General features: G+C 40.8%; 20 protein-coding genes and 1 pseudogene. 11 read left to right on the top strand and 10 right to left on the bottom strand.

Annotated features, from left to right (window positions below; genetic code table 11):
- Positions 1–23: 23 nt before the first annotated feature.
- Entirely contained in the window at positions 24–746 is a 723-nt protein-coding gene (locus P4S61_RS22455; protein ID WP_145238810.1) for a substrate-binding periplasmic protein, read from the bottom strand.
- Between the two features lie 145 nt (positions 747–891).
- Positions 892–1101: a cold-shock protein gene (locus P4S61_RS22450; RefSeq protein WP_058559473.1), complete on the bottom strand. Its 210-nt coding sequence runs from the start codon at positions 1099–1101 to the stop codon at positions 892–894.
- Between the two features lie 615 nt (positions 1102–1716).
- Between P4S61_RS22450 and P4S61_RS22445 the strand changes: the two genes are divergently transcribed.
- Complete coding sequence (locus P4S61_RS22445; RefSeq protein ID WP_145238813.1) at positions 1717–3882, top strand: M3 family metallopeptidase; 2166 nt, start codon at positions 1717–1719, stop codon at positions 3880–3882.
- A gap of 188 nt (positions 3883–4070) precedes the next feature.
- Here the strand turns inward: P4S61_RS22445 and P4S61_RS22440 are convergent, their stop codons facing one another.
- Both P4S61_RS22440 and P4S61_RS22435 read right to left on the bottom strand, forming a co-directional pair.
- Positions 4071–4784, bottom strand: a complete 714-nt coding sequence (locus P4S61_RS22440) for a M15 family metallopeptidase (protein WP_337119242.1) — start codon at positions 4782–4784, stop codon at positions 4071–4073.
- 66 nt (positions 4785–4850) lie between these two features.
- Positions 4851–6403 (bottom strand): annotated as a pseudogene (locus tag P4S61_RS22435) (sensor domain-containing diguanylate cyclase).
- A gap of 857 nt (positions 6404–7260) precedes the next feature.
- On the opposite strand from P4S61_RS22435, the gene P4S61_RS22430 reads away from it, so the two are divergent.
- Positions 7261–7929, top strand: coding sequence for a DUF5009 domain-containing protein (locus tag P4S61_RS22430; RefSeq protein WP_337119241.1), 669 nt, complete (start codon positions 7261–7263; stop codon positions 7927–7929).
- A gap of 104 nt (positions 7930–8033) precedes the next feature.
- A complete protein-coding gene (locus P4S61_RS22425; RefSeq protein ID WP_257326729.1) occupies positions 8034–8336 on the top strand; it encodes a hypothetical protein in 303 nt (100 codons plus the stop codon).
- 13 nt (positions 8337–8349) lie between these two features.
- Here P4S61_RS22425 and P4S61_RS22420 read toward each other — a convergent pair whose 3' ends face one another.
- Positions 8350–9114, bottom strand: coding sequence for a (Fe-S)-binding protein (locus P4S61_RS22420; protein WP_337119240.1), 765 nt, complete (start codon positions 9112–9114; stop codon positions 8350–8352).
- Positions 9078–11213, bottom strand: coding sequence for an FAD-binding and (Fe-S)-binding domain-containing protein (locus P4S61_RS22415; RefSeq protein WP_337119239.1), 2136 nt, complete (start codon positions 11211–11213; stop codon positions 9078–9080). Before P4S61_RS22415 ends, P4S61_RS22420 begins: the two co-directional genes overlap by 37 nt.
- Positions 11214–11586: 373 nt before the next feature.
- On the opposite strand from P4S61_RS22415, the gene P4S61_RS22410 reads away from it, so the two are divergent.
- Genes P4S61_RS22410 through P4S61_RS22390 form a run of 5 tightly spaced genes read left to right on the top strand, consistent with a single transcriptional unit; the run spans position 11587 to position 16671 of the window.
- On the top strand, positions 11587–13404 hold the full coding sequence (locus P4S61_RS22410; protein ID WP_337119238.1) for a glycoside hydrolase family 3 protein: 1818 nt from the start codon (positions 11587–11589) through the stop codon (positions 13402–13404).
- A gap of 17 nt (positions 13405–13421) precedes the next feature.
- On the top strand, positions 13422–14219 hold the full coding sequence (locus P4S61_RS22405; protein ID WP_149980357.1) for a putative hydro-lyase: 798 nt from the start codon (positions 13422–13424) through the stop codon (positions 14217–14219).
- A 12-nt stretch (positions 14220–14231) separates the two neighbouring features.
- Entirely contained in the window at positions 14232–14963 is a 732-nt protein-coding gene (locus P4S61_RS22400; RefSeq protein WP_337119293.1) for a 5-oxoprolinase subunit PxpA, read from the top strand.
- Positions 14948–15814 carry a glutamate cyclase domain-containing protein gene (locus P4S61_RS22395; protein WP_182731975.1) on the top strand — a complete coding sequence of 289 codons (867 nt, stop codon included), beginning with the start codon at positions 14948–14950 and terminating at the stop codon, positions 15812–15814. Before P4S61_RS22400 ends, P4S61_RS22395 begins: the two co-directional genes overlap by 16 nt.
- Positions 15814–16671, top strand: coding sequence for an aminotransferase class IV (locus P4S61_RS22390; RefSeq protein WP_145238837.1), 858 nt, complete (start codon positions 15814–15816; stop codon positions 16669–16671). Before P4S61_RS22395 ends, P4S61_RS22390 begins: the two co-directional genes overlap by 1 nt.
- Positions 16672–16745: 74 nt before the next feature.
- Here P4S61_RS22390 and P4S61_RS22385 read toward each other — a convergent pair whose 3' ends face one another.
- The 3 genes from P4S61_RS22385 to P4S61_RS23065 form a co-directional block, all read right to left on the bottom strand.
- On the bottom strand, positions 16746–16880 hold the full coding sequence (locus tag P4S61_RS22385) for a hypothetical protein (RefSeq protein WP_337119237.1): 135 nt from the start codon (positions 16878–16880) through the stop codon (positions 16746–16748).
- A 318-nt stretch (positions 16881–17198) separates the two neighbouring features.
- Positions 17199–17726 carry a WD40 repeat domain-containing protein gene (locus P4S61_RS22380; RefSeq protein WP_337119236.1) on the bottom strand — a complete coding sequence of 176 codons (528 nt, stop codon included), beginning with the start codon at positions 17724–17726 and terminating at the stop codon, positions 17199–17201.
- A gap of 409 nt (positions 17727–18135) precedes the next feature.
- On the bottom strand, positions 18136–18267 hold the full coding sequence (locus tag P4S61_RS23065; protein WP_222428961.1) for a MerR family transcriptional regulator: 132 nt from the start codon (positions 18265–18267) through the stop codon (positions 18136–18138).
- A 245-nt stretch (positions 18268–18512) separates the two neighbouring features.
- Between P4S61_RS23065 and P4S61_RS22375 the strand changes: the two genes are divergently transcribed.
- A complete protein-coding gene (locus tag P4S61_RS22375; RefSeq protein WP_182735471.1) occupies positions 18513–19232 on the top strand; it encodes a 4'-phosphopantetheinyl transferase family protein in 720 nt (239 codons plus the stop codon).
- Positions 19233–19331: 99 nt separating this feature from the next.
- Positions 19332–21356, top strand: coding sequence for a S9 family peptidase (locus P4S61_RS22370; protein WP_337119235.1), 2025 nt, complete (start codon positions 19332–19334; stop codon positions 21354–21356).
- Positions 21357–21982: 626 nt separating this feature from the next.
- Here P4S61_RS22370 and P4S61_RS22365 read toward each other — a convergent pair.
- Complete coding sequence (locus tag P4S61_RS22365) at positions 21983–23584, bottom strand: isocitrate lyase (protein ID WP_145238853.1); 1602 nt, start codon at positions 23582–23584, stop codon at positions 21983–21985.
- Between the two features lie 256 nt (positions 23585–23840).
- Here P4S61_RS22365 and P4S61_RS22360 point away from each other — a divergent pair, with 256 nt between their 5' ends.
- Positions 23841–26018 (top strand): malate synthase G, encoded by a 2178-nt coding sequence (locus P4S61_RS22360; protein WP_182731980.1) that lies wholly within the window; start codon positions 23841–23843, stop codon positions 26016–26018.
- The last annotated feature ends 192 nt before the right edge of the window (positions 26019–26210 follow it).

Here is a 26210-nt window from a genome sequence, read left to right as displayed (position 1 = left end):
ATTAATAACGGCTCATTAACTAGCTATTGTACATAACGATGCCGATAAGCGTCAAAGTTATCCACCGCTTTAAGTTTTTCTAACTGCTCATTGAAGCGTTCAACTATTTCAATAGGCATCTCTTTATTAAATACTACGTAGTTACCCTGTAATGTATTTACTGGTAGCTCAACTAGTTTGACGACTTCTTTACCACCATGACCAAATTGCTGCAGTTGGTAATCTAAGGCAAACTCTGAGCCGAGAATTAAATCGATTTTATTTTTAAAAAATAGGTTCATATATTCATAGTGATGAGCTACTTTTAATAAGTTTTTATCTTGTTGGAAACCAATACTCTCCACTAGCCCCTCATAAATATTGCCTCTAACGACACCTAAGGTGTATGCACTAACTTGAGTAATATCAGTTGGATTAATGTGTTTGTTGTCGCGAAGACGATAAAAAAATGTACGTGAAGAAACCAATGGGCCAACCCAGTAAAATAAATCTTCTCGCTCAGCACTGCGAGCGGTTGATACTAGCCCTGAGAGCTGATTTTTTTGCACTAAATCGTATGCCCTTGCCCAAGGCAACAGCTCAAATTTGCACTCCACTTGTGAAAGCTCACACAACGTACGCACAATATCTAAATTAATCCCTTGCAGCTGCCCTTTATTCGAAAAATTATAAGGGGGAAACTGTTCAGTAAAAATAGTAATTATTGGCTTTGCAGCGCAAGTAAAAGTGAATCCAAGGCTAAACACTAGGATAAGTAATCGGTAGATAATCTATCTCGTTACAGAATAATAATAATAGATAAAGAATAGGAGGGGGAGCAAGTTACGTCAATTTTAAAACACAAAAAAGCAAGCCTAAGCTTGCTTTTTTTATTCTACCTAAAAGGTAAAATTATACAGCAGTGATGTTCTCTGCTTGTGGACCTTTTTGACCTTGTGAAAGAGTGAACTCTACACGTTGGCCTTCAGCTAAAGTTTTGAAACCTTCGCTTTTGATTGCTGAGAAATGTGCGAAAACGTCTGGGCCATTTTCTTGCTCGATGAAACCAAAACCTTTAGACTCGTTGAACCACTTAACTGTACCTGATACGATGTTTGACATTGTAATATCCTGATATAAAAATAAAATAATTGCTCTAGTGAGCGGTGTAGCAAAAAATGAGATGGTACTTTAAAAACTTCAGGACGGTACTACAAGTATTACTTATACAACATCGAAATGGAGATTTATAGCTTTCATGCTTTCTTTCTAGCTGCAGCAAACTATACAGGGTTAATAAATTATGTCAACCCCCTTTCGAGTCTTTATTTACCTTAGCCAATACTTAAGGCGCGTTGAGTAATTTTTTCTATCACCGATGAGTGTTACTTTTTTTGTTACAGTTGATTGCTCAGCATCATTTTTTGCAATCTATCACATATTTGAAAACTCACTGAAAAAATTGCGTAAAAGTAAAAATATATTCCATTCTTAGTGAGATTTCACCACTTATCGCAGCTAATAATCGCCTTATCTCAATAGGTGAGATTATTAGTAGTTATCTGCAGTATGCTTGGGCCATTGAGCACATAGTGATATTTGCCCCATTTAATTGCGCTTTGCTGCTATTTTTTGTGCACTTCAACTTTTATGACAGCAGGCACCTGCTGATTTACAAAGCGCTTACTGCGCTTATATCGGCACAATTTAATTTTTAAAAATGATAAGAGAAAAATAATGAAACACTTATTAGCAACCGCGATCAGTTCAGCGTTATTATTAACAGCCTGTTCTGAGCCCCAAACAACAGCAAACAACATTAAAGCCGAACAAACGGCTACAGCTGATCAAGTACAGCAAGCTAATCCACTGTTAGTGAAAAGCGTTTTACAATACGAAACGCCAGATTTCAATGCGATTAAAGACGAACACTTTATGCCGGCTTTTAATCAAGGTATGGCTGAGCAAATGGCTGAAGTACAAACGATTATCAATAATCCTGCTAAGCCTGATTTTGCTAATACAATTGTTGCGCTTGAAGAAAGTGGGGAATTATTAACCCGTACCCGTAGCATTTTCTATAACCTAGCAGGCAGTGACTCAAACCCAACGCGTCGTGAGATACAAAAAGAGCTAGCGCCAAAAATGGCAGCACACAGCGACAACATTTTCTTAAATAAAGCATTATTTGAAAAAGTAGCAACATTACACGCAGAGTCAGACACTCTGGCTTTAACAGCTGAAGAAACTCGCTTACTCGACGTTTACTACAAACGCTTTATCAGAGCGGGCGCAAAATTAAACGCAGAACAAAAACAACAAATTCGTGATATCAATACCAAGCACTCAAGCTTAACCACTCAGTTTTCACAAAACTTACTAGCATTGACTAACAGCAATGTTGTTATCGTTGACGATAAAGCGCTGCTTGATGGTTTATCAGCAGGCCAAATAGAGCAACTTGCCAATGCTGCAACACAAGCGGGTCACTCAGGTAAATATCTGATAAAAATCACTAACACAACGCGCCAACCAATTTTAGCAGCGCTTAAAAACCGTGAGCTACGTGAAAAAGTATGGCGTGCATCATCAGAGCGTGCGCTATCGGGTGAAAATAGTAACCGCGAAATCGTGGCTGAACTAGCTCAGCTACGTGCTCAAAAAGCAAAACTACTTGGTTACGACAGTTGGGCTGCGTTTGGATTAGAATCACAAATGGCGAAGAAACCAGAAGCAGTATTTGATATGTTTGCCAGCATGATCCCTGCGTTGATGCAAAACGTTAATGCTGAAGCTGCTGCGATCCAAGCGAAAATCGATGAGTCTGGCGATCAATTTAAGCTACAGCCTTGGGATTGGCTATTCTACGCAGAGCAAGTACGTAAAGATAAGTACAACTTAGACGAAAATGCAGTAAAAGAATACTTTGAGTTTAATCGTGTACTAGAAGACGGCGTATTCTTTACCATGAACCGCTTATATGGCATTACTTTCAAACCACGCACTGATATTCCGGTTTATCACCCAGATGTAAAAGCATATGAGCTATTTGATGCTGATGGTAAGAGCCTTGCGATTTTCTTTGCTGATTACTTTGCGCGTGAAGGCAAACGTGGTGGCGCATGGATGAGCTCGTTTGTAAAACAATCTGGCTTAAAAGAACAAAAGCCTGTGGTTGTGAATGTAATGAACATTCAAAAAGGCGCCAAAGGTGAACCAACGCTAATCAGCTATGACGAAACAACAACTATCTTCCACGAATTGGGTCACGGCCTACATGGTATGTTCTCGAACGTGAAATACCCAACTTTATCGGGTACTTCAGTATCTCGTGACTTCGTTGAGTTCCCATCAACGTTTGAAGAAGATTGGGCTATGTATCCTGAAGTTATCGCAAACTATGCAAAACACCACGAAACAGGTGAGCCAATTCCTGATGAGTTACTGACTAAAGTAATTCAATCACGTAGCTTCAACCAAGGCTATGACACCCTTGAGTACGTTGCAGCGGCACTTTTAGATATGGAATGGCACTCATTGCCTGCTGATGCCCCGTTACAAGATATTGAGAAATTTGAGCAACAAGCACTAACTAAGCACGGTGTAAATGTGCCATTTGTGCCACCGCGTTATAAGTCTGCGTTCTTCTCACACTCAATGGGTGGCGGTTACTCAGCGGGCTACTACGCATACATGTGGAGTGAAATTTTAGCGGCCGATGCATTTGCTTACGTTCAAGAGCAAGGCGGTTTAACCCGTAAAATGGGCGATAAATACCGTAAAGAGATCTTAGAAGTTGGTAACTCACGTGACCTAATGGAGTCGTTCAAAGCGTTCCGCGGTCAAGAGCCTGACACCTCAGCGTTATTAAAACGCCGTGGTTTAAAAGCAACCGTTCAGTAAAAACAAGCTACGGATGGGAAAGTTAGAAACTAGCTATTTCCTGCTTAACGATCAAGGCGCGAAACTAATTTCGCGCCTGTAACTAGCAATGGCTATATACCGCCTCATTATGAGTGTATAAATTAGTGGGCTGAATAGATGTACTTAGTTCAGCTCACTAACTTTACTGTTTTTAACTCGCTAGCCCCTCACTGCACCACAAAATCAAAATAAGTATTTGGATAGGCTTGTGGCTGATAGGTAAAGTGCCACCACTCCATTGCGTAAGGCGAAAATCCAGCGGCCAACATGATATTTTTTAACTTATATCTGTTTGCTTGTTGATCTTGAGTAATACGCGGATCATCGGTATTTGAGATGGTATCGAACATATCAAACAATGAGCCCATATTTAATGCTTTGCCTTGACTATCAGTCAAAGTTAAATCAATTGTTGAACCACGGCTGTGGCCTGATTTAGCTGCGATATAATCACCGAGTAACTGATCTTTTCCTAAATTAGGGTAATACGCAGCTTTGGTTTTTGTGTCAGTTTCGTCGTTAACCCAACGCACAAAGTGGTCAACGGCTCGTTGTGGCCGATAACAATCATAGATTTTAAAATTATAACCTGCTTGCTCCGCCTGAGAATGTGCTTTTACCAGCGCTGCAGCTGCCGTTTTATGCAATAAGCATTTAGGCGCGTTATAACCTTCGATTGGTTTACCAACAAAGTTTTGCCCACTAAAATAGCGAATATCAAATAATGCGGTCGGTATTAACGTTGCAACATCAACAAACTCACTACGATAGCTTTGAGCTGGGTCGGAAAATGTAGCGTTAGCGTCATGGGCAATTGCTGCACTGCTTAAAGCATACACTCCAAGCAGTGACATTAGTTTAAAACTGATATTTAACAACATTGTAGTAGCTTATAACATTAAAAACAGGCTATTAATATTGCATAGTTAAAAGCCATTGCCAATAAATTATTCCTGCTCGACAAGTTCAGATTGGATAAACTGAGAATCATCAGATTGGATAAACTGAGAATCAATAATACACCGATTACGACCCGTTTTTTTCGCTTTGTATAAAGCCTGATCCGCTTGTTTGAGTATCTCTTCAACACTCAATTGCATCAGTGGCCAGCCAGAAATACCTATTGATATGTTGATACTTCCTACTGGTTCGATGATTGTTTCTGATACACGCATACGTAATCGTTCCGCAAGTTGATAAGCTGATTTGGCGTTAATATTTGGTAATATAACAATAAACTCTTCTCCCCCGTACGTGCAACAAAATCATTTTCACGGGTTACATCAACAATAATTTTAGCCAACGATTGCAAAACAATATCACCAATATCATGGCCAAACTCATCATTAACACGCTTAAAAAAATCAATATCGATAGCAAGCACAGTGAAGGGTGTTTGCTGTAAAGTTAATTGATCTAACATGAGCTCCAGGCTACGTCTGTTATGTAAGCCCGTAAGTGGATCTGTTTGTGCTTCATGCTGTAATAGACCAATCTGGTTTTGTAATAAGCCGACTCCTTTTAGCATAGCTAAACGCAGTTCAGAGCTTTCATAATACCAAGACCGCACTTGCTTTAACTGTTGCGAAGTTGACGGGTTATCAAGTGTTTTAGCCGTTTCTGCAAGTTGCCTTAACGGCTTTGAAATTAACCGAGCTAGCACCCAAATAAATATAAAGGTTGCCAACCCTACTGGCAGGGTTCGATATAAAACATTCATCATTAAATCGTCTAATGGCGCAAATGTAGCGTCTAATGGTCGTTGTGTGACAATGCCCCAAGAGGCACTTTTTAATGGTGCATAACCTGCCAGCATGACAATGTTTTGACTATTAATTAACTGCCTAGTGCCGCTTTCACCTCTTAGCACCGCTTCGATCACTGGATTGCCAAAAACTTGTTCACCGATCCGAGCAACATCAGGGTGATAAAGTAAGCGCCTATTCTTATCAACAACATAGATATATGAGCCGTCTTTATGAAAATGTACTTGCAGTAAGTCGTGTAAAATCCCTTTTTGTTTTAGATATAATGTCCCTCCTATGTAGCCAAGGTATTCACCTTGAGAGTTAAATATCGGATGCGAAATAACTATCACGAGGTTCCCTACCGCAGAAATATAAGGCTCACTGATCATTGGCTTTTTATTCGCTAGTGCTTGTTTTGCACCATCACTTTCTAAAAGTTGACCTTTTAGCTTTAGACTCAATGGTGAATGGGCTAATACCACACCATTTTTGTCAACGACAACCGTTGAGTTAAAGCTATCAGTTTGCAACCTAAGTCGCTGCGCCTCTTGCGCAAGAGTGTTTGCATCATTAAATTGGATTGCAAGAATTTTTGCTGAATAAGCGAGTTGCTGCTGAGCAGCCAGTAGAAACCGGTCAGTGGCAGAGACAAGTTTAGCGGCATACGCATTATGGTTTTTTAAGGTTTGCGATTGTAGCTGCTGTTTTTGTACTTGGTAGCTGGAATAAAAGCCATTTAGAAAGGTGATCACAGTCACTGAAATAGCTAAAAATAAGATTAACTTTTTTAAATCAAGATTGATATTAACACGGCCTAGCAAAATACTTACTTCTCTATGCTGGCCTTGTATTTCCTTGGCAATTATACTAACGATAAATGATAGCAAATAGCTCCCATACGATCCAGCTAAAAGCTCGTAAAGTACTTATTTCTGTTGTTCCCAACGGCTAATAATTTATCTCTATGCAATTTTTAGACCGCGCTCAGCTTGGCTCTCGCGACATAAAAATTTTAAATTCAAATACTTGTAATATTATTTGAATTTTCACTACATGCCAGTTGAACTTATGCAACAACTTGTTGCTGAGCTTGCGCTAAGCGATTGCTGTTTCCCCATAGAAAAATCAATTTATCTGTTTGCGCTTTTAACAAAATAAGCGAAGAAAATTTACCTTGCTCAAAATGAATAAATTATTACAATTAAAAGACAAATAACAAATAAAAGAACGTTATGGTTAAACATCACTGCCAGAATATATTGTCACAATTACCCAGTCATCGTTTGCTCGCCTTAGATGTACTGCGAGGGTTCACTATCACTGCGATGATTCTAGTCAATAACCCAGGAAGTTGGTTATATACCCAAACCACCTCATGATACAGAATTCAGCGTTGCACAGGGGCTTAATATCAAGGCGTTACTTTGCAACAATGGCAGTCCCTTTTAAGAAGTAACAACGATGAGAGTAAGTGCCTGTGAAACGCCCAACGGGTTGGTTTAAAAGCGATTTATACTACGTTATTGATTTTAACAATAGAACCACTATTACTTGCAATCAATGCCTGGCCTACATCGCTTTTAATTCCAACTGAAACTCGGATCTTGAGGTGGTTTGGGTATCTCTGTACTGGCCGCTTAAACATGCTGATTGGCATGGCCTAACACCCACTGATTTAATTTTCCCATTTTTTATTTTTATTGTTGGGATGTCGATCACACTATCGGTTAATGCCATGCTGACAAAAGGAGTGACTAAACAAAGTATACTCAGATCTGGTGTAGTGCGTACGGTAAAGCTAGTTGCATTAGGTTGGTTTTTAGCCCTGTTCTACTATAATTTTCGCGATCCTAATTTCAGCTGGCTAGATGAACGTTTAGCAGGTATTAGGATCATGGGCGTTTTACAACGCATCGGTCTAGTTTATCTGATTGCCTTAGCTTGTTACCTTTATATAAAACCAAAGTATATTGCGCTTACCTTTGTGAGCTTACTCATCGGGTACGGCGCGTTAATGATATATACGCCCTATTCATTGCCTAACGGTGAAATCGTTAAAGGGCTGTGGCTGCATGGTAATAACCTCAGCGCTTGGCTTGATAATTTACTGCTCGGTGCAAATCATGTTTACTATGCCACAGCAAAACCTTTAGCATTTGATCCAGAAGGAATACTCTCAACCTTACCTGCAATTGCAACGGCATTATCAGGAATATTATGCAGATACTATATTAGCACTGAAAAAACCTTGGCAAACAAGTCAGAATATTTACCCTAGTGGCTATTACAAGCATTGTTTGCGGGTGCTTACTTTCACTTTTAATACCAATAAACAAAGCACTATGGACACCAAGCTATGTAATAATCAGCTCAGGACTAGCGATGTTATGCTATGCACTGTGTAGCTATATTCTCGATATTCGTAAAGTTCGCTTGTGGAGTGCGCCGTTTTTAGTGTTTGGCGCTAACGCTATTTTGTTCTTTATGTTTGCTGGCATCGTAGCGCGTATTTTAATTATGATCCCAGTGGCTGATACAAGTTTAAAAGGTGCTATATTTAATCAAGTATTACAACCGCTATTTGGTAATTATTTAGGCTCTTTTAGCTATTCGTTGCTATTTTTACTCGCCTCTTATCTAGTGATGTATGCGTGCTATAAACGCGGGATTTTTTGGAAAGTATAATGTCGAAGCCTCATCAAGAGGCTGCTTGACTCACTTTATCTAATAAATACAGCACAGATTGGTAGTTAATACCGCTGTGCTGAGTTAAGCCAATTTCACAACTGCGGCTATTAGAAATACCGCTACTGCAATTTTGAGGCACTTGGTTACGCAGCGTTTTTAATGCATTAGCATTTAGCTCTGGCAAGTTAAAGCCCTTATCGCCGGCAAAGCCACAACATTCAATATCAGCCGGAATAATTACTTCGTTACTGCATGCTTTAGCTACGGCAACAAGTTGTTGTTCACTGCCACGGCGTTTGCTACTACAGGTAACATGTAACATAACCGGCTCTGGTTGGGCTGTGATGGTCAGCTTAGGCAATAAATATTGATAAGCAAACTCAGCGCTTTCGAGTACTGTTAAACCGCGCTGTTGCGCTGCTTCATTGCTTGTTAATGCACATGGACTGGCGTCAAAAATAATCGGGTAACGACCATTTTCAGACACCTGCTGCGCGATATCGAGTAACTGCTCAGCTTTACTTTTTGCCTGTTCAGGTAAACCTTTACTGGCAAAGGGCATGCCACAACATAGCCCATTAATTTGCATCGGCAGTAACAGTTCAATTCCCGCTTTAGTCGCGAGGCTATGCATAACTTGCATAATTGAGCGGCGATCATCCGCTTGCTCATCGGCTGCAAACACCCTGCTGGCACAACTGGGAAGATAAACCACTTTATCAGGCTGTTGTGCCTGTACTATGCTGTGATTAATTGGCTGCTCCCCCTTGGCCACGCTGAATAATAAAGTGGGGTGCCAATCAGCTTATTAGTAGGTTTGGTTAAAGTACGCAGTGCCTGTGCACCAATGATGTTTCGCACCATCGCCATACTGGTTAAACCAAAGCGTGCTGTATTTGCTAATACCGCAAAATGTTTGACCGCAAAACTGGCTATGCGCGGCGCCACTTTTGCATTGAGTTGCTTTTTTGCCCTCAGGGATTTTATAAATTCACCGGTGTTAATACCAACGGGGCATTTCATGCCACACAGCCCGGTTGCTGCACAGCTATCAATACCTAAATATTGAAAATCTTTTTCGATACTGCTGAGCTGACGATTAATGTGCTGTTTTTCGCTAATATCACCGGTGTTACTAAGTTGATTAACCAATTCAGTGCGACGTCGCCACAGCGTAATACGTTGGCGCGGCGTTAAGGTGAGTCCTTTTGATGGGCATACGGTTTCGCAAAAACCACACTCAATACATTTGTCGATTATATCGTCGCTGCTAGGCATGGTTTTTAAATGTTGAATATGGCAGTTTTCATCGGTATTGATGATCACTCCTGGGTTTAAAATGTGGTCTTTATCAAACAATTGTTTAATACGTTGCATCACAGCAAAACCATCAGTGCCCCATTCAGTTGCCACAAACGGCGCCATATTTCGCCCAGTACCATGCTCAGCTTTTAATGAGCCATTCAGTTCAACCGCCACCAGTTGCGACACGTCCCGCATAAATTGCTCATAACGCGCTACTTGCGCTGGTGTATCGAACGCTTGGGTAAATACAAAATGCAAATTACCCGCTAAGGCATGGCCAAAAATAATCGCTTCATCGTAACTGTATTTATCAAATAATTGATGCAGAGCTTTAACACCCTGAGCTAATACATCCAGCTCAAAAGCCACGTCTTCAATGATCACAGTGGTGCCATTTTCGCGCACTGCACCAACTGCCGGGAACGTACCTTTACGAATATTCCATAATGATGCATTGCGCTTAGCATCTGTTGAAAACGCCATAATCGCTAATTGATGGGCGCTAAAATGTGCGACAAGCTGATCCACTTGTTGTTGTAAATTAACTAATTTTGTTGCGTCTTCTGCACGTACTTCGATTAATAATGCTGCACTATCTGCTGGGTAGTTATGAACATCTTTAGGCATGATGTCATGATGCGCGACGCACAGGAGCGAGCGCTTATCCAATAACTCAACCGCCGCTACATCAAGCGTTGCTAGCTGCTTTACTAATTCACAGACTTGGCTTATATCATCAAAAATAATAAACGCTGAGCTTTTATGAGCATGATCAATCACCGTGTGGTAAGTAATATCAGCAATAAACCCCAGCGTACCTTCAGAGCCAATCATTAAATGCTTAATGATCTCAATCGGATCAGTGTAATCAATTAGCGCGTTTAAACCATAACCAGTGGTATTTTTTAAGCGGTATTTATGAGCGATACGCTGTGCCAACTCAGGATTATTTGTAACCTGCTGGGCAAGCGCAGTGATATCGTTAATAAACGGTTGATGGCTATGTAAAAATTTAGAACGGCTTTGCTCACAGCGTGTATCAAGCACTGTACCGTCAGCGAAGATTAAGGTCATGTCCTTTACTGTATGGTAACTATTTTGTGCCACGCCACAGCACATACCTGATGAATTGTTGGCTGCCATGCCAGCGATTTTACAACTATTGATTGAAGCGGGATCAGGGCCAATTTTACGGCCAAAAGGCGCAAGTACGGCATTGGCACGAGCACCAATAATAGCTGGCTCTAACCGAATGGCAGCGCCGTTATCTTCAATTTGATAACCAGACCAGCAATCACTAAGCAGCACTAATACAGAATCTGTAATTGCTTGGCCTGATAGGCTAGTACCGGCGGCACGAAAAGTAATGGCAACTTTATATGTTGCAGCGGCACTGATGACCTGTTGCGCTTGTTGCTGATCAGCAACCAGTACTATTAATTGCGGCACTAAACGATAAAAGCTGGCATCAGTGCCAAAAGCATAGCGCCTAGGGTAATCTTCAATAAACGCCGAAGCAGGCAGCTTATCACTGAGTTGTTGTTGAAATAGTGTCAGTGCTGTTGCCATTATTTGCCCCTTTGCGTTCTGTTAATTTACTCGCTTGGCGACCCACCAAGCATTATGGAATATATTATTACTTGAAATAAGAGCGAATTACCATTAATAAAAGCTCGTCTAATATTATTTTTTTCATCTAAATAACTATTAACTCTTAATATTTATGTAATGATCAGGCAAGCATGTGATTCGTCGGTGGTTTTTGCAGTTCTGCAAAAAAACCGTTAATGTGACAAAAATATGTTGTATTTTAATCCAAAATGGCATTACCATCAGGAATAAAATATTCATAAATAAAATAAGCAATTCAGCTTTGGAGCCTACTGTGTTAAATAAGTTTGCCATATCATCAATTCTCTTTGGACTAGGGTGTTTATTACCAATGAAATCGACCTTTGCAGCGACCAATTTAACCCTTGAGCAACAGCTTGGCCAAAAGCTGATGCTCGATTTTCGTTATTATTGTGAGCAAGACAGCGAGAACACACCTGAGCAAAAATGCCGTAATGCAGTCACTGAATTACCTGCAGATTTAGCCAAGGTGATCACTAAACATAATATTGGTGGGGTGATCTTATTTGCTGAAAATATCGATAATATTGCGCAAATCGTTAAATTAAATAATGCTATGCAACAAGCTGCTGCAAAGTCGAGCTTAGGCGCACCATTATTTATTTCAATTGACCAAGAAGGCGGACGTGTTGCACGTATTCCTCGTGATATTGCCACTTCATTTACTGGTAATATGTCGATTGGCGCAAGTTATGCGGTTCACGGCACCAAGTTTGCTACACAATCTGCACAAGTGATTGCTGATGAATTAAAAGCCATTGGTGTGAATGTTAACTATGCACCAACTGTTGATGTAAACATGAACCCTGATAACCCGGTTATTAATGTGCGCTCATACGGTGAAGATCCAACACTTGTGAGTATTTTAGGTGGCGCACAAGTTGCTGGCTTTGAAGGTAATGGCGTAATTACCTCACTGAAACACTTTCCAGGCCATGGTGATACAAACGTTGATAGCCACACCGGCTTGCCAAAAGTAATGCACGATAAAGAAACTATCTGGGAAAAAGATTTACCTCCGTTTCAAACTATTATTAAAAAGCAAAACCCTGGCATGATCATGACTGCGCATATTCAGTACCCAGCACTGGATAGCAGCACATTTGTTAGTAAAGATGGCAAAACCATGATCAAACCTGCGACGATGTCGCATAAAATCATCAGCGAATTATTACGCGATGAAATGGGCTATCAAGGTGTAGTGATCACCGATGCGCTAGATATGGCTGGTATTAGCCACTTTTTCGAACCAATTGAAGCCGTTGTAAATACTTTTGCTGCTGGGGTTGATATTGCTTTGATGCCAATTGAAATTCGTAGTCCAAAAGATTTAGTCGTATTAGATAAACTGATCAGCCGCTTAGTGAGCGAAGTTAAAAAAGGTAATTTACAAGCCGACGAAGTCGCTATCTCTGCTCAACGCATCATCAATTTAAAAAGTAAATTTAAACTGACCACAGAGCTTGACGAATCGTTAGCAATGCAAAAAGCACAACTTATTCTCGGTGATAATAATCATCGCAAAGTCGAAGCTGAGCTGGCTCTTGCCGCCATTACCCAAGTTAAAAATGACCAGCACACTTTACCGATTAAACTGACGAAAAATAGTAAAGTACATATCATCATGCCTGATACCCGCAAGTGTTTGGCGCTACAACAGGCAATTGCAGAAAATACTCAGCAACCACTTGCATTTAGCTGCACCAGTTTACAAGGCTTTGAGCCCACTGCGACGTTAAAAGCAATCAATGAAGCGGATATCATCATTGCAGGCAATGCATCACCAAACCAAAGCGCGGTAGAAATTGGCGGCATGGATGACCTTGCTGATAACCCTGCATTTGCAATTGCAAAATCGGCGCAAGGTCCGGCACTTGAAAAACTGCTTCAGCAAGCGCAACAAGCTGATAAGAAAACCGTTTTTGTTAGTTTACGAGCACCATACGATATTGCCACATTTGGCCAATATGCGGATGCAATTTTAGCAACTTATGCGTATAACATAGATGTAGATAATGATGTTAAAGTAGCAGGGCCAGCTTTTACTGCTCTTGCAAAAGTACTAGTTGGTAAAAAGCCAGCGCAAGGTACTTTGCCTGTTACCGTCAGTGGCATTAACAACAACTAAAAGTTTACGAGGATACTATGCAACATAACGCATCACTTACTACGCCTTACGCTATTCGTAATATGATCAGGAATGAAGATTATACCGGTAGTACATCGGGCTTTGTTCCTGGCTTTGTACAGGCTAATTTAGTGATTTTGCCCCAGCGCTATGCGTTTGATTTTTTACAATTTTGCCAAGCAAACAAAAAAGCGTGCCCAATTGTAGCAAGTAGCCGCACGCCTGGAGCTACCAGCATTCCAAATGTTGCTCATGATTTAGATATTAGGACTGACATACCTCGCTATCGTATTTTTAAAAATGGCCAATTGATTGAAGAAGTAACGAATATCAAAGAGCAATGGCGCGATGACTTGGTCACTTTTTTAATTGGTTGCTCGTTTTCATTTGAAGAGTCGTTAAAGTTGGCGGGCCTAGAAATACGTAATATTACGGAAAATAAAAATGTACCTATGTACATGACTAATATTCCTTGCGAAAGCGCCGGTATATTTCATGCTAACATGGTCGTTAGTATGCGACCGATGAAGCCGGCAGATGCGATTCGGGCAATCCAAATATGTAGTCGCTTTCCAGATGTGCATGGAGCGCCAGTTCACTTTGGGGATCCAGCTGCAATAGGTATTAAAGATATTAATCGCCCTAACTTTGGTGAATCTGTCACCATTAAAGACGGTGAAGTACCGGTATTTTGGGCCTGTGGTGTCACGCCGCAAGTAGCCATAGCTAATGCTGCGCCTGATTTTTGCATTACACATAGCCCAGGTCATATGCTGATCACCGACATTCAAAACGCCCATATCTCGGCTTTTTAAACGGGAATAATGATGAAGCTCAATTGTGATTTAGGGGAAAGCTTTGGTGCATGGCAAATGGGCCTTGATGAAGAGGTAATGCCGCATATTGATATGGCTAATATTGCTTGTGGTTTTCATGGCGGTGATAGTGATGTTCTAGCACGCACCCTGATGCTTGCTAAACAACATAACGTCATTATAGGCGCGCACCCCAGCTATCCTGATAAACAGGGCTTTGGGCGTCGCTCCATGGCATTAACACCACAAGAGCTAAGCAATTGCCTGCATTATCAAATAGCCGCAATTGAAGGCATGGCAAAAGTTCAAGGCCTCACTTTAGAGTATGTGAAGCCACATGGCGCGTTATATAACGATATGATGGCCGATAAAACAATTTTGACCACGGTGATACAAGCTGTTGCCAGTTACCCGAGCCCTTTAAAACTAATGCTTCTCGCCACTGCGAAAGCAGAGCAACATCAACAACTTGCTCAACAATATAACCTTGAATTAATTTTAGAAGCATTTGCTGATCGCCAATATACCGATGACGGTCAATTAGTATCACGGAAAATTGCTGGTAGTGTGCATGATAAACCTGCGCTAATAGCGCAAGTTAAACAGTTACTCGCCACCGGCTGCGTAACCACACAATCGGGCAACCAACTGCCTTTACACGCCGACAGTTTATGTGTGCATGGCGATAACGCTGCAGGCATTGCCCTAATTCAAGAGATCAAAGCGTTATGCCACACTCGTTAAGTGATGAACAATTAAGTCAAGCAATCGAAACCATGATGGTAGAACAAAACCTACGTGGTATGCAAAATCTCTATGCCTATCAACAGACAGGGACTTATCTGCGCGCTGCAAAGTCGTTATTTGATGCCAAAAGTACGGTACTCATTGGTACCGGTTTTGCCGTCAAGCAAACCTTTGAAACCGATGGCCCTGTTGGCGCCATTGCTTTATACAATGCTTTAATTACGCTGGGTAAAAATCCTATTTTAGTCTGTGGAAACCCCCTTTACAGTGCACTGAAAAATGAATTTAACTGTTTTGAATTGCCACTGAATAATTTTACTGATGCAATGGCTTTTAGCAAAGCTGCGCTGGCTGAGTTAAAACCAGATTGCGTATTGTCTATCGAGCGCCCTGGGCTGTGTCACGGCAATAAATATTACAATATGCGTGGTATTGATATTTCGGCTGATTGTGGTTGTTTTGATTTTTTTGTCAGCCAAGCACCCTGCCCAACGGTAGCTATTGGTGATGGCGGTAACGAAATAGGGATGGGCAATTTATCACAATATATGACTGAGCTGAGCATTATGCCGTGCCTTACTTGCTGCGATGAACTGCTGTTAGCGGATGTATCAAACTGGGCAGCTTACGGCATTATTGCGTTTTTAAGCCGCTGGCATAGCCAAGACTTACTCGCAGAAGTCGATACTTTAGCAATCCTGCAATATTTGAGTGAACGTGGCAGTGTAGATGGCGTTACTCACAAAAACGAATTAACCGAAGATGGCTTACATGCTATGCATGGCCAACAACTCATCGCAAGACTACGTCAGCTTAGCGATGTTGCCAATCAGAATGAGGATTTATAATGAGTACGGTGTATTTAAACGGCGACTATATGAACGCAGAGCACGCAAAAATATCGCCAATGGACAGAGGCTTTTTATTTGGCGATGGTATTTACGAAGTGATCCCTGCCTATAATGGCAACATGCTTGGCTTTGCAGCGCATATTGAACGCATGAAAAATGGTTTAAATGAACTGGAAATTGTACTCGATTATACAGCTGATACATGGCGTGAAATCTGTCAGCAGCTGTGTGAGAAAAATCACGGCGAAAACCTTGGTATTTATTTGCACGTTAGCCGTGGCGCTGATACTAAGCGTGCTCATGCATACCCGAGTGGTATTACGCCTACGGTATTTGCCTACGCCTTTGAAATTCCAGCACAACCCGTTAGTGATATCGACAACGCCACGACTTATACTGTATCCGTTGAGCAAGATAAGCGCTGGCAGCGTTGCCACATCAAGTCAACCGCATTACTCGGCAACGTGATTCATTACCAGCATGGTGCGGCGGCTGGCAATAAAGAAACCATTTTATACAATCGCTTAGATGAGCTTACAGAAGCAAGCTCAAGTAATGTGTTTATTGTTAAAGATGGCGTGATCAGCACACCACCATTGGATAACCAAATTTTACCGGGTATCACTCGCTGGTTAATTTTAACGATATTACACAGCCACAGTGACTTTAAAGTTCAAGAACGTATTATTACTAAGCAGGAACTATTTGCAGCCGATGAAGTGTGGATCACCAGTGCCACAAAAGAAGTTGGCCCAGTGGTAAAACTCAACGGTCAACTGGTCGCTGATGGCAAACCAGGGAAAATATGGCAACAAGTACAGAGCTTATTTACTGAACATAAGTTTGATTATTAATAGCGCTAAGCGGTAATTATAAAAGCCGTGTTTGTTAAGTAAACACGGCTTTTAAAATCCAATTAAATTGTCGCTTACTTAGGCTGATACGGCCAAACTTCTAGTACTCCATCACTGCTTTCGCTGACAATTGTTTTATTTTCTTTATCATACGCTACAGCTAAAACTGAGCCACGAATGCGCAGTTGTGTCGCTTTATACTCAGCCAATAATGTACCATCTTTTACACGCCATAATTGTATCGTGCTTTTCGGTGAGCCGGTTAAAAACCATTTATCATCATTTACAAACCGCGAGTGGTTAAACTCTATAAAATTAGTAAATATATTTAGCTCAGCTTTTTTAATACCGGTGTTTAAATCAAGAAATATACGATCATCAACAGAATCTATCGCAAAACCTAAACTTGCATTTTCGTTTATACTGACATGATTAACACGAGTCGCTAATTTGAACTCTTTTAAAATAGTGCCATCTTTCGTTGACCATAAATAACTAAACTTATCGCTTGAACCGCTTAATGCTGTTTATCCATCGGCAGATAGTGCTACAGAATTAATATCAAGGCGATGAACTTGAAATAGCGTATTTTGCTTCGTTAGAGAGTTGATCACATCAGCTTCACCGCTACGATAGCCTACCACTATTAACTGACCGTTTGCTGATATTGCAATATCACGAGCAATGTTTTTCCCTGTTGACCAACTACCCAGTAGTTGACCATTTACAACTGAAAATAAATGTACTGACATGCGGTTAGAAATATAAAACTTAGTTTTATCATCACTAAAGCCAAGCAATTCAATATGTTTTGCATCATCACCGGAAATGCAACTAAACAAGATTTTGCTTATCTTATTATCCCATACACATACCTTACCTTGCTCTGAGACAACACTTAGCTGGCCATCATTAGATAACGCTGCTGACTCAACAATTTCTTGCGTATGGCGAAATTGTGATGTTGATGGAGCTTCAAAAACTGGCTCTCCTGAGCAACCAACCAGTGCCGATAAAATCCCTATTAAAACGAGTGTTAAAATACAAAAGCGCACACGTATTCTCACTTATATTATTGTTATTAAACGGTACTTAAAGATCTTACAAGCTATAAAGTAAAGTCTATACTCTCATTTCATCGCCATTTTAGCCATCTGTTTTAAGCACTTAGCCCGCTACTTTGTCGTTGAACTGATGATTGGACCAATATGCGTTATTTTTAGCACTTTAATGCCACACAAGCCTAAAATTGTGTGCTTCAACTGCTTTGTCACACAGTCTCCTTGAAAATAACGATAATAAACGGGGGTATCAAGCGTTAGTACAACCTCTGCGGTAAGTACTTTAAGAAGTTTTTCAGGAATGCTTTTATTAGGTTGATATTGAAAGGCAAAGCCATTAACGCAGGCCAATCTAAGTCATGTCTAGTGACTTTTAGCTGTTTTAATTGAGTTAAACTTAACCCTAATAATTGTGCACGTTTATAAGCGAAACAAATTCCACATCAGCGTTATCATAAATACGGTAACAACCTTGACGTTCTATGTTTGTCAGTAGACCTATACTTTCATAATGCCTAATTGCTTTAATTGACACGCCTGAACGCTTGCCATTTCACGTAGACCGGCTGCGCCCTTATCAGTAGCGCCAAGCTCAATCGCTTTGTTATCCCTGAAAATTTCCGGCTGGGGAGTAAAATAATATTAATGCTAAAATAAATATGTTAGTAAATCTCTTAACCAAAGCTCAGCTTAAATAGTCATAGCCTTTACTTTATTTATGAAGTTATTAGCGTATTATCAAAGTCTTACTAATGACACTAAACAAAACAGCAAAATGTTATGGATTTTTCTCTTTATACTAAACTGAGCCCACAACTTAGTCATAATAGTTATTGTTGTGAGTTTGACAGTAGCAGTTTTATTGACAGTGACTTTTTAAATTATCAGATTGTGTTACCGCAACAACTACAAAAGGCTGTTGTTAAACGAAGAGCTGAATACCTCGCCGGCCGTTTTTGCGCAAAACAGGTGTTAACCGCCCTCAATATCCCCTGTTTTGATATTATCTCAGGCCCCGATCGCGCGCCCATATGGCCTAAAAACATTATTGGTAGCATTACCCACACGCAAGGGATCGCAATGGCTATAGCATGTCAGCACACTGATATCGCTGGAATTGGTATTGATATAGAGCAACTAATGAGTGCCAAACAAGAGCTAGAGCTACAAAAGCAAATTTTGCATCCCGATGAATATCCACTGTTTAGGCGATTGGCTGGGCAGCTTTCACATCCATTAACCGTCATTTTTTCAGCAAAAGAAAGTATTTTTAAAGCACTATATCCAAGCGTAAAGCAATTTTTTGGTTTTGAAGCTGCACAGCTAATTGCTTTTAATCAGCAACAATTGCAGTTTAAAATTACAAAAACGCTCGCAGAGCAAGTGCCTCAAGACACTTACGTAACCGTTTTCTATCAATGTAATAAAAGTGTAGTACTCACCGAGTGTGAATTTACTATCGCAGCTCAACCACTCAAAAATACTAATGTCGGCAAGTAGCCACTAATAATCAATCAGGTATTCATCGCATGATGGTGTACCTTTGGGTTTTGTTATTCTATAACGGTTAGGTGCGATAATTAATAACAAGGAATTAAAATGAAATTGATTGCCCCCGCAGCCCTCCTAACCTCGCTGTGTTTTTCAGTATTAGCCAATGATAACCTGCAAACTTTTCAACTAGAAAATGTATTCGACCTTGAATATGCCAATCAAATTGAAATGACTAACGACGGTAAAACCGTCTACTTTGTTCGAAATCGGATGGACATTAAATCAGATAGTAAAGTTAGTAATATTTGGTCTGTCGACAGTAGTTCAAAGCAATTACAACCGCTTACATCGGGTGTACATATGGATTACTCCCCTGTCTTGTCGCCAGACCAATCACGTTTAGCGTTTATTTCAACTCGTGATGGCAGTAGCCAAATTTATGTAAAATGGCTAAAAACAGGCGCTGTTGCAAAAATTAGTAATCTTACTCAAAGCCCTTCAAGTTTGCAGTGGTCACCTAATGGTCGGCAATTACTGTTTAGCCAATTTGTACCGAGTAAAGTTAGGTCTCCTATTAACTTACCAGGCAAGCCTGAAGGTGCCAGCTGGGCAGAGCCTGCTAAATTTATTGATGACGTATATTATCGTGCCGATGGCGGCGGTTATACCAAGCCTGGTTTTCGTCATTTGTTTACTATTGAAGCCAATGGCGGTAATGCCCGTCAGTTAACCTCTGGCGACTTTTATCATGGCGGGCCAGTTAGCTTTTCTGATGATGGTAACAGCCTTTATTTTTCGGCTAATCGCCATGCTGACTTTAAACTCAAACCAACAAATTCTGAAATATATCAGCTGACATTAAATGATCTACAAATAACAGCGCTTACCGACCGAGAAGGTCCTGATCAGCAACCGCAAATATCACCAGATGGGCGTTATCTTGCCTATACCGGTTATGATGATAAACGTACCAATTATGAAAATACCCAGCTATACATTCGCGATTTAAAATCGGGTGATACCACAAGTTTAACCGCTGATTTTGACCGCAGTGTCGAGCAAATTAAATGGGCTGATAATTCTAGAGGGCTTTATTTTAGTTACGCCAGTGAAGGCCAAACCGCACTCGCTTATCAACCACGTAGCGGCAAACGAAAAGTGATCACACAAAAAATAGGGAGTGTTTCATTCGGTCGCCCTTATTCTGGTGGTGACTTTGATATAAGCGACGATGGTGATGTGGCAATCACGCTTGCTGATACCCAACGTCCTGCTGATATAGCAATAGTTAAAAATGGTAAAACACAACGTTTAACAAAATTAAATGACGACGCGCTTGGTAATAAACAGCTGGCAAAAGTAGAAGAAATTTGGCTGAAATCAAGTTATGACGACTTACCAATTCAAGGTTGGGTCGCCTACCCTCCTGGGTTTGATAGTAGTAAAAAATATCCCCTTATTTTAGAAATACACGGCGGCCCTGTCGCTAACTACGGTCCACACTTTAGCGCTGAAATACAATTATTTGCCGCTAAAGGTAATGTGGTTTTATATATGAACCCGCGTGGTAGTGATTCATACGGGAAGCAGTTCGCGCAAACTATTCATCACAATTATCCTAGTAACGATTTTGATGACTTAATGACTGGCGTTGATGCGCTTATTGGCAAAGGTTTTATTGATCAGTCAAAACTGTTTGTAACCGGTGGCTCAGGTGGCGGTGTACTTACGGCGTGGATTGTTGGCCATACAGACAGATTTGCCGCCGCTGTTGTTGCCAAGCCGGTGATCAATTGGATCAGCTTTGTACTAACTGCCGACTTCTACCCATTCTTTGCCGATTACTGGTTCCCAGGTAAGCCATGGGATCATATTGAGCATTATATGAAACGCTCGCCAATTAGCTATGTTGGTAATGTTAAAACACCAACCATGCTACTCACTGGTGAAGCGGATTACCGCACTCCTATTTCTGAGACCGAGCAATTCTATCAAGCATTAAAGCTACAAGGAGTTGATACAGCAATGGTACGTATTCCTGATGCATCACATGGCATAACAAAACGGCCGTCAAACTTGATGGCTAAAGTAGCTTATATTCAATGGTGGTTTGATAAGCATAGTAAATAGAAGTTAGTTAGCGGCGAGAGTAAAGTTAACAAGTTGCAAGTGTGAAGCTAGAAACCGTAGCTTGGTCCTTAACAACTTTTACTCTCGCTAATTTGTCCCTAGTCAAATCCCCTGTAAACCCCCTTTACAAAAAGTGAGTGCTCATTCACATATTCTAAAGTTTACACAAGTATCGGACTTTGTAAAAAATCGAGTTAGTAAAATTTCGGTTTATGACATTTTTTGGTCATCGAGTTAGTAAAAAATCGGTTTGAGTCACTGTTTATGGCGTTTAAGTTGGTAAAAAAGTGGTTTGTAGTCGGTTAGAGTTGGTAAAAAATCGGTTTATATTTTCTGATTAATGGCTAATAACGGCCATTTTTATCAAAATCCCCCTTTCCAAAGAGCTAAAAGCTGATTAAATCGCTAAATTGATAAAAAATACCGCCAAAAAATTCACTTGATTAAACTCTGATCCAAAAATTGAAAATAAATCTGATGCTAGTTAAATACTGATCCAAGCCTTAGTTAAAATCTGATCTGAGCGGTAAAGTTAGCAAGTGTAAAGCTGTATATCCTCTGTAATTGCTAGCATCAAAAAAAGGGCCTTGCGGCCCTTTGTAACATTGTTGAGTTGGACTGTTATGTTAGAACTGGTTCATAGTGTTTGCTTCGCCGCCAGCTTTAAGCGCATTTTCACCTGAGAAGTACTCTTTATGGGTATCTCCCATGTTAGAACCTGCTAAGTCTTGATGCTTAACGGATGCTTGTTCGCGGCGAATTTCTTGACGCTGCACATCACGTACATAAGCCAGCATACCTAAGTCACCAAAGTAGCCTTCTGACAGAATATCAGTGCTCAATGCAGCCGTGTGATAGGTCGGTAGCGTAATTAAGTGGTGGAAAATACCAGCTTCGCGCGCGCCATCACGTTGGAAGTTTTGTACTAACTCATCTGCTGCGACTGCAAGTTCAGTTGCATCCATCTCTGGTGCCATTAGCGCCTTATTATCATCAATGCTTGGATAAGCAGATAGATCTTTACCTTCGTCTAACCACTGTTGATAAACTTGCTCGCGGAATTTCAATGTCCAGTTGAAAGAAGGTGAATTGTTATAAACCAGTTTAGCGTCAGGAACTTGCTCTTTAACCCGATTAACCAGTTCAGCAATTTGTTTTACATGTGGTTTTTCAGTTTCAATCCACAGTAAATCAGCACCCGATTGCAAGCTGGTAATACAATCTAGTACAACACGGTCTTTTTCTGTGCCTTCGCGGAATTGGTATAAACCATTATCAAGGCGAGTCGGCTTGCATAGTTGGCCGTTCAGCTTCATTGCCGTATCACCTTCATTTAAATCTTCAACACCGTTAATTGGTGTGGTTTCTAAAAACGCATTGTACTGACTAGCAAGGTCGCCAGGTGTTTGTGATACCGGCACTTTTTGGGTCAAGCTGGCACCAAGTGAGTCAGTACGTGCGACAATAATACCGTTATCAATACCCAGTTCTAAAAAGGCATAACGCACGGCGTTAATTTTTGCTAAAAAGTCTTCGTGTGGGACAGTTACTTTACCTGCTTGGTGACCACATTGCTTCGCGTCTGAAACTTGGTTTTCGATTTGGATAGCACATGCCCCCGCTTCAATCATTTTTTTAGCGAGTAAGTAGGTTGCTTCTTCATTACCAAAACCAGCATCAATATCTGCGATGATCGGCACCACATGACTTTCAAAGTTATCTATTTTATCAAGTACCGCTTGTACATCACCACCAGTTGCTTTGGCGTTATCTAAGTCTTTAAATAAATGGTCAAGTTCACGAGCATCGGCTTGTTTTAGGAAAGTATAAATTTCTTCAATCAACGCCGGTACTGAGGTTTTTTCGTGCATACTTTGATCCGGTAGTGGGCCGAACTCAGAGCGCAGCGCAGCAACCATCCAACCGCTTAGGTATACGTAGCTACGCTTAGTGGTTTTTTGGTGACGTTTAATCGCCATCATCATTTGTTGGGCAGTAAAACCATGCCAGCAACCAAGCGATTGTGTGTATTGGCTGGTATCAGCATCATATGCAGCCATATCTTCACGCATGATGTCAGCTGTAAACTGAGCGATGTCTAATCCCGTACGAAAACGATTTTGCAAACGCATACGACTTGCGTATTCAGGATTAATTGCTTGCCATGTTTTACCTTGTGCTTGACAAAGTGTAGCTAAAGTATCGGTTTCACGTTGATAAGTAGTCATAATAAAAAATCCTCTGAACGGGTTAAAACTAAATTTTATTTATATGGTTGTGTGAGAGGCTAAGAGTTAATGCTCTGTAGCGCTTAAATCAACATTAGGCCGATTTATTGGATTTAGTAAATTTATAGTTGTTATGCTGGCTATATATTTAGTGAATGGCCAAAAGAACACCTATTGCGTATTTTTAGGTTATGGTTAACAAAAGATTGCTCACATGCAGTCAATTGCACCGCGACCGTTTAAAAGGATATCGATTATGACACTCTCTCACAGCCAATTTGGATTAACCGTAGATAACCAATTAGCCGATTTTGTTAACCAGCAACTGCTACCCGGTACAGGTATTAGCGAACAACACTTTTGGCAAGGATTTGCTGAAATTATTGATGACCTTAGTCCGCTTAACCGTGCATTATTAGTCAAGCGTGAAGACCTACAACACCAAATTGATAGCTATCACCTAGCAAATAAACACTGGGATGCAGCGCAATACCAACAGTTTTTAACTGACATTGGTTATTTAGTCCCTGAGCCCGATAATTTTTGCATTGAGACAGAAAATGTTGAGCCTGAAATAGCCCGCACAGCTGGCCCTCAGCTGGTTGTGCCAGTAAGTAATGCACGCTTTGCACTTAATGCCGCTAACGCACGCTGGGGGTCGTTATACGATGCCTTATACGGCACTGATGTACTTAGCGAAGAAGATGGCGCTGAAAAAGGCAGCAACTATAATCCTGTTCGCGGTTTTAAAGTAATGGCCTACGCAAGGCAGTTTTTAGATAAAGCGTTACCACTTGAAAATGGCTCACATATTGAAAGTACTAATTATTCGGTAGTTAATGGCCAGCTCATCATCACCTTACGTGATAGCTCACAAACAGGCTTAAAACAACCAGCGCAACTTATTGGTTTTCAAGGTGAAGCACAAAACCCCAGTGCAATTTTATTACTCAGTCATGGCCTCCATATAGAGCTACAAATAGATCATAATCATAGCATTGGTGCAGCCGACAAAGCGGGCTTAAAAGACGTCCTCCTCGAAGCTGCACTTACCACCATTATGGATTGTGAAGACTCCGTTGCCGCCGTTGACGGCGAAGATAAAGTGCAAGTTTATCAAAATTGGTTAGGCTTAATGAAAGGAACTCTCGCTGAGTCATTCACAAAAGATGGCAAAACGATTGAGCGTACACTCGCTAAAGACCGCAGTTATTCAGGTATTGATGGGAAACCGCTAAGTCTAAAAGGGCGTAGTATGATGTTTGTGCGTAATGTTGGCCATTTAATGACAAACCCTGCGATTCAAGATAGCCAAGGCCGCGACGTATTTGAAGGTATCATGGATGCAATGATCACGGTCACTGCCGCACTGCATGACTTAAATGGCAATAGCCCGGTAAAAAATTCAACTGCAGCCAGTATCAATATCGTCAAACCGAAAATGCATGGTCCTGAAGAAGTTGCTTTTACCAATACATTATTTAGTCGTATTGAACAGCTTTTACAGTTACCCAAAAACACCATCAAAATGGGCATTATGGATGAAGAGCGCCGTACATCGGTGAACTTAAAAGCCTGTATTAATGCTGCTAAACAACGTGTGGTATTTATCAATACTGGCTTTTTAGACCGTACAGGTGATGAAATTCATACCTCAATGCAAGCAGGTGTAGTATTACCAAAAGCAGCCATTAAACAACAACCTTGGATCAATGCTTATGAAGACAGAAATGTCGATATCGGTTTGCAAACCGGGTTAAGTGGTCGCGCACAAATAGGCAAAGGTATGTGGCCAATGCCCGATAAAATGGCGTTGATGATGGAGCAAAAAATTGCCCATCCGCAAGCAGGCGCTAACACTGCCTGGGTGCCCTCCCCTACTGCAGCCACCTTACATGCTATGCACTATCATGACGTTGATGTGTTTGCCTGTCAAAAAGCGATTGCCCAGCGACAACAAGCTAGTTTAACAGAACTATTAACTCCGCCTTTGATGGTTGATCCTAATAGTTTGAGCAAAGAAGATATTCAGGCAGAGCTGGATAACAATGCTCAAGGTATTTTAGGTTATGTAGTACGTTGGATTGATCAAGGTGTAGGCTGTTCTAAAGTGCCTGACATTAACCATATAGGATTAATGGAAGATAGGGCTACACTGCGTATTTCAAGCCAACATATGGCTAACTGGTTGCAGCATGGGGTATGCACGCAGGCACAAATAGAAACTACTATGGCGAAAATGGCAAAAGTAGTGGATGGCCAAAATGAAGGGGATCCGGCTTATGTTAATATGGCCGATTCAGTGCAAAGCTTAGCACAAAGTATTGCATATCAAGCTGCATTAGCCCTTGTATTAGAAGGAGTTAAACAACCCAGTGGTTATACTGAACCATTATTGCATGCGTTTCGTATAAAATATAAAGCGCAACAATAGCTCCCCTTCGAGTTTGTTAGTGTCATATTGCCAGCCCTCGGGCTGGTTTTTTTGCTTAAATTATCCTTTAACCATAACTTTCCTGAATAATCAGCATTCAGAAAAATAAGCTATCAACAACAAAAAAGCACATTCCAACAATGAAATGCGCTTTTGCATCTTCTCGAAACTACTAACTTGCTAACTTTATAA

The sequence above is a fragment of the Pseudoalteromonas sp. B160 genome (assembly GCF_037162485.1).
GTDB classification, from domain to species: domain Bacteria; phylum Pseudomonadota; class Gammaproteobacteria; order Enterobacterales; family Alteromonadaceae; genus Pseudoalteromonas; species Pseudoalteromonas rhizosphaerae.
This window is presented reverse-complemented; position numbering and strand designations above follow the sequence as displayed.